Source organism: Aeromonas molluscorum 848 (assembly GCF_000388115.1).
Taxonomy (GTDB): Bacteria; Pseudomonadota; Gammaproteobacteria; order Enterobacterales; family Aeromonadaceae; genus Aeromonas; species Aeromonas molluscorum.
Genome location: NZ_AQGQ01000217.1, coordinates 1 through 5617 on the forward strand (window position 1 = coordinate 1; position 5617 = coordinate 5617).

4 protein-coding genes, 1 tRNA gene and 1 pseudogene are annotated in these 5617 nt (G+C 59.7%); 5 read left to right on the forward strand and 1 reads right to left on the reverse strand.

All coding sequences use genetic code 11. From position 1 onward, the window contains the following. The 4 genes and pseudogenes from G113_RS18710 to G113_RS18725 all read left to right on the forward strand — a co-directional run. Nucleotides 1-1314: pseudogene (locus tag G113_RS18710) on the forward strand (methyl-accepting chemotaxis protein); the annotation flags it as partial. Nucleotides 1315-1400: 86 nt separating this feature from the next. Then, nucleotides 1401-2210, forward strand: coding sequence for a CheR family methyltransferase (locus G113_RS18715; RefSeq protein ID WP_005908837.1), 810 nt, complete (start codon nt 1401-1403; stop codon nt 2208-2210). A gap of 5 nt (nt 2211-2215) precedes the next feature. Continuing rightward, nucleotides 2216-2746, forward strand: a complete 531-nt coding sequence (locus G113_RS18720; RefSeq protein WP_040319390.1) for a chemotaxis protein CheD — start codon at nt 2216-2218, stop codon at nt 2744-2746. 70 nt (nt 2747-2816) lie between these two features. Beyond that, entirely contained in the window at nt 2817-3869 is a 1053-nt protein-coding gene (locus tag G113_RS18725; RefSeq protein ID WP_005908841.1) for a protein-glutamate methylesterase/protein-glutamine glutaminase, read from the forward strand. A 61-nt stretch (nt 3870-3930) separates the two neighbouring features. Here G113_RS18725 and G113_RS18730 read toward each other — a convergent pair whose 3' ends face one another. After that, the gene (locus tag G113_RS18730; RefSeq protein WP_005908843.1) at nt 3931-5169 is read right to left on the reverse strand and encodes a cysteine desulfurase-like protein; all 1239 of its coding nucleotides are present in this window, start codon (nt 5167-5169) and stop codon (nt 3931-3933) included. A gap of 338 nt (nt 5170-5507) precedes the next feature. On the opposite strand from G113_RS18730, the gene G113_RS18735 reads away from it, so the two are divergent. Then, nucleotides 5508-5592 (forward strand) — tRNA-Tyr (locus tag G113_RS18735). Nucleotides 5593-5617 lie beyond the last annotated feature (25 nt).

The following is a 5617-nucleotide window of genomic DNA, read 5'->3' on the forward strand; positions in this document are numbered from 1 at the left end:
CCTTCCACAAGAACCCCAGCCACCAGCGCGGCATGCTGGCCAAGTTGGCCAGTACCTACTCGCACCCAGATCCAGCTCGGCGGGCGCACCTTCTCTCTGGTCGCCAACCCAGTATTCAGCGATGCGGGCGAGCGGCTCGGTTCCGTGGTTGAGTGGGACGATCGCACCAAGGAGGTCGCGGTCGAACGGGAGGTATCCGAAATCGTGCAAGCCGTGATAGATGGCGAGCTGAGCAAACGCATGGCCCTCGGTGACAAGGCTGGCTTCTTCAAGAATCTGGGCGAGGGCATCAACAAGATTGCCGAGGTGATAGACACCAGTCTCAAGGACGTGATCCGGGTGGTTCAGGCCCTGGCCGAAGGGGATCTGACCCAAAAGGTAGAGGCAAACTATCCCGGGGTCTTTGGCACCACCAAGGATGCCCTGAATCAGACCATCACGGCCCTCACCACCATAGTCACAGAGGTGCGCAGCGCCTCGGACAATCTATCCAGTGCCTCAGAGCAGGTCAGTGCCACCGCCCAGAGCATCAGCCAGTCGAGCAGTGAACAGGCCTCGAGCATGGAGGAGACCAGCGCCTCCATCGAGCAGATGAGCGCCAGCATCAACCAGAATACCGAGAACGCCCAGGTCACGGACGGCATGGCAAGCAAGGCAGCCAAGGAGGCGATAGAAGGAGGCGGTGCGGTCAAGCAGACGGTGGATGCCATGAAGCAGATAGCCAAACGCATCAGCATCATAGATGACATCGCCTACCAGACGAACCTGCTGGCACTCAACGCGGCCATAGAGGCAGCCCGTGCTGGCGATCATGGCAAGGGATTTGCCGTGGTGGCGGCCGAGGTACGCAAACTGGCCGAACGCAGCCAAGTCGCGGCTCAGGAGATTGGCGAGCTGGCCTCCAGCAGCGTCGACATGGCAGAGCGAGCGGGTGAATTGCTCGATCAGATAGTGCCCTCCATCAACCGAACCTCGGATCTGGTGCAGGAGATCAGTGCCGCCTCGGCAGAACAATCCACCGGGGTCAGCCAGATCAACAAAGCCATGAGCCAGCTCAGCCAGGTGACCCAGCAGAATGCCTCCAGTAGTGAAGAGCTGGCCGCCACCGCGGAGGAGATGAGCGGCCAGGCCGAACAGCTGCAACAATCCATGGGCTTCTTCACCTTGGCACAGCACAAGACGATGGCCGAACTCAAGGTCGCGCCCCACAAAGGCAACGGCCGTGGCCGCTTCCTCAATCAAGAGGGATCGCCCCAAGATATCTTTGCCGCTCACGGCAAAGGCCAGAGCGAGGGAGATTTTGTGCGCTTCTGATGCGCAGTTGAGCCAAGAGGGCGGGGAGCCAAGGCTTCCCGTTCGCCCCGGCCGGCTACCGGATACACCACACAAGGAAAGCACGCTTGTTGGAACATGCCACCCTGAGCGATCAGGAATTCAGTCAATTTCAGCGCTGGCTGCATCAGGCCGCCGGCATCGATCTCTCCCCTGCCAAGAAGACGCTGGTCAGCAGTCGGCTGGCCAAACGGCTTTCCCATTACCAGCTGCCAAGTTTTGGGGATTACTTTCACCTTATCATGCACGACTCTGCCAAGCTGGAGCTGCAACTGGCCCTGGACTTGCTGACCACCAATGAGACCTACTTCTTTCGCGAACCCAAACATTTCGAGTTCCTGAGCCAGCAGATAGTACCCAACTTCCCGCGCGAGCGTGCGCTGCGGATCTGGAGTGCGGCCAGCTCCTCCGGTGAAGAGGCTTACAGCCTCGCCATGATCCTGGCAGAGCACCGCGCCGCAGCCCCTTGGGAGATCATCGCCTCTGATATCAGCTCCCGGGTACTGACCCAGGCCAAGGCAGGCCTCTATGCCATAGAGCGTTCCCATAACATACCGACCGCCTACCTGATGAAGTACTGCCTCAAGGGCATAGGTCAGCAAGAGGGGACTTTTCTCATCGACCGCAAGATCAAGGAGCGAGTGCATTTTAGCCAAATCAATCTTAACAAGCCGCTGCCGGATCTCGGCCTGTTCGACCTTATCTTCATCCGTAACGTGATGATCTACTTCAACCGGGAGACCAAAGAGCAAGTACTCGCCCGCCTGCTTCCCCTGTTGCGCCAGGGAGGCTATCTCATCATCAGTCACGCCGAGAGTCTGCATGGCCTCCAGACTGGTCTGCAGCTGCTCTCCCCTTCTATCTATCGCAAAGCCTGAATCCCATGAGAGAGGTCCTATTGCAACCCGGCGAGGCTCTGTTTAGCCAGGAGGCCATGGTGATGCGCACCCAGCTCGGCTCCTGCGTCAGCCTGACCCTCTGGCACCCACGCCACCACTGGGGCGGCATGTGCCACTTCATGCTGCCGAGTCGACGTCATCGCGAGCGGCAGATGGCAGTGCAGCTGCCTGACTCGCTCAATGGAAAGTATGCGGATGAGGCTCTGGCCATCTTGCTGCAAGGGGTTGCCAAAGCGGGGGCGGCCCCGCGGGAATATGTGGTCAAGCTGTTTGGCGGCGGCAACATGTTCCCCCAGCTGGGGGAACGTCATACCCAGGATATCGCCAGTCAGAATGTGGCGGCAGCCTGGGCTCTGGTCAGGGCTCAAGGCCTGGATGTGAGTGCCCACGACCTGGGCGGCACAGGCCACAGAGCGCTTGTCTTCGACCTCAATACCGGTCATGTCTGGGTCAGACACAGCCCGCTGATACTGGAACCGGGCCAAGTCGATGAGCACCGCCGCACCGGCCAATAGGGCCACAACAGTGCTGAGCCTGCGGAAGCCGCCCCGCTAGCGGCCGCGTTATGCGAACGAGGAGAGATAGATGAAGCAGATCACCGTCATGCTGGTCGATGATTCCGCCGTGGTCAGGCAGGTATTGCAGAGCGTGCTGGAACGTGAACCGGACATCAGTGTCATCGCTACCGCCTCGGATCCCCTGTTTGCCATGGAGAAGCTCAAACGAGCCTGGCCTGATGTGATAGTGCTCGATGTGGAGATGCCGCGCATGGACGGCATCACCTTTTTGCAGAAGATAATGAGCGAGCGGCCGACCCCGGTCGTTATCTGCTCCTCCCTCACCGCGCGGGGCGCCGAGACCACCTTGCAGGCCATGGCGGCCGGTGCGGTCGACATCATTACCAAGCCAACCATAGGCCTCAAAGACTTTCTGCAAGAATCCGCCCACGACCTCGCCATGGCGGTACGGGGCGCGGCCATGGCCAATGTCAAACAGCTGTGCAAGGCACCACTGGCCGTGCCCGCCAAGATCAGCGTCGATGCCTGGCTGCCCGCCAGCGGTCAGGCCATGGCCCAGACGACGGAGCGGATTGTCGCCATCGGCACCTCCACCGGCGGCACTCAGGCCCTTGAGCTGGTCCTCACCGCCTTGCCCAGGGTCAGTCCAGGCATCGTCATCGTTCAGCACATGCCGGAGAAATTCACAGCCTCCTTCGCCGAACGGCTCAACGGCCTGTGCCAGATAGAAGTGCGTGAGGCCAGACACAATGACAGGGTGATCCCGGGTCTGGCCCTGATAGCACCGGGTGGCAAGCACATGCTGCTCAAGCGCAGCGGGGCCTACTACCATGTGGACGTCATGGATGGCCCGCTGATCAACCGTCATCGCCCTTCGGTCGATGTGCTGTTTCGCTCCGTTGCCAAATACGCGGGCAAGAATGCCACCGGTATCATCATGACCGGCATGGGGGATGATGGTGCCCGTGGTCTCAAGGAGATGCAGGAGGCGGGTGCTATTACCTATGCCCAGGATGAAGCCTCCTGCGTGGTATTTGGCATGCCCAAGGAGGCGATCAAGCTCGGTGCCGCCCGCCACATAGTCCCCCTCGATCAGATCCACCACATCATTGCCAAATGAGAGACCCCGCTGCGGTAAACCGGCAGCGGGGTCTGATGAGGTGGCATCGATTATGGTCGTGCTAGCCCGTCGGCATGGCATCGAGCAGACTGAACAACCTGTCTATCTCGGTATGGGTGTTGTAGTGCATGCAGCCGATGCGCAGTACCCCTCCTTCACCGACCCCAAGAGCCGCAATCAATCCCAGGGCATAGAAGTGACCCGCCCAACTGCATACTTGATGCTCCCCAAGGTAGACCGCCATCTGGGCCGGGGTGTGCCGCAGCGAGGTGAGGGCGAAGGTGGGCGTTCGCCCCGCCGTGCCCCGGATGCCATGCAGGGTGAGCCAAGGACGCTCCGCCAGCTTGGCCAGCAGATGCGCGCTCAGCAGCTGCTCATGGGCATGACTGCGGGCGAAACCGATATCGAGCCGCTCCTCCAGGGAAGCCTCGTCTGCCGCAAGACCAGAGAGAGAGGCCAGATAGGCGATGGTCGCCTCCAACCCGGCCAGGGCCTCCCAGCTCTGGGTGCCCGTCTCCCACTTGTAGGGAGAGACGTTCTTGGCTGGCTCCACCTTGTAGGGGGTCAGCCGTTCCAGATGCGCCAGTTTGCCATAGAGGATCCCCAGGTGCGGACCGAAGAACTTGTAGGCTGAGCAGCCCAGGAAGTCGCAATCCCAGGCCTGCACATCGATGCGCTCATGAGGGGCAAAGTGAACTGCATCCACATAGAGCAGGGCACCGACGCCATGCACCGCATCGGCGATGGCGGGAATGTCCACCAGGGTGCCCGTGGTATTGGAAGCGGCTGTCACTGCCACCAGCCGGGTGCGCGGGCCAAGCAAGCTGAGCAAATGCTCCATGTCGAGACCACCGCTGGCGGCATCGACCCGCACCTGATGGACGATGGCGCCGCGATCCGCCGCCGCCTGTTGCCAGCTGGATACATTGGAGTAGTGATCCAGCGCGCTGACGACTATCTCATCCCCCGCCTGCCATTCCCGCGCCAAGGCACGGCTGAAAGCGAAGGTGAGGCTGGTGAAATTGGCACCAAATACAATCTCCTGCCAGTGCTCGGCACCGAGCAAGGTGGCCGCAACCTGACGAGCACGCAGCGCCTGCTGCTCCGTCTCCCGGCCAGAAAAGAAGGGGCCGCCCAGATTCGCATTGAAACGGCCCAGATAATCCGTCATTGCCCCCAAGACGCTCTGGGGGACCTGGGCGCCCCCCGGGCCGTCGAAGAAGAGTGGGGATTTTCCATCAATCAATTGATTGAGGGCAGGAAACTGGCCGCGCAGAACGGCAACATCGAGAGGCTGCATAGGATCACATTCCATGTTAACAGTTAGATAACATGGCGAGATTAAGATCAGGCAGCAGCAAAGTCCACACCCAAACAAATCCGCCATCACATTTACAGAACAAAGGCGGCAATCCAGCATAAAACACTGGCAGCATAGCGGCACCACCTATGATGACAGGGCGACAAACCAGCTTTCCGGCTCGGTTAGCTGTCTTATTTTTGTTCTGAACCCTATGAAAAGATTGAATTTTGAACGGTCAATGTCAAAAAATGAGCGACTCGCATATTTTTCTACATTGATTGCAAATTTGGGGTTCACAAAGCCGTGGGATCTGTTAGTATGCGCCTCGCACTTGAGGAGGGGTTCCCGAGTGGCCAAAGGGATCAGACTGTAAATCTGACGGCTCTGCCTTCGAAGGTTCGAATCCTTCTCCCTCCACCATTCAAGTGTGATGAGTTAGTACAAT

Coding starts and splice junctions, on each gene's coding strand:
- G113_RS18720 (WP_040319390.1), top strand. CDS start 2,216: ATGAGAGAGGTCCTATTGCAACCCGGCGAGGCTCTGTTTAGCCAGGAG.
- G113_RS18725 (WP_005908841.1), top strand. CDS start 2,817: ATGAAGCAGATCACCGTCATGCTGGTCGATGATTCCGCCGTGGTCAGG.
- G113_RS18730 (WP_005908843.1), bottom strand. CDS start 5,169: ATGCAGCCTCTCGATGTTGCCGTTCTGCGCGGCCAGTTTCCTGCCCTC.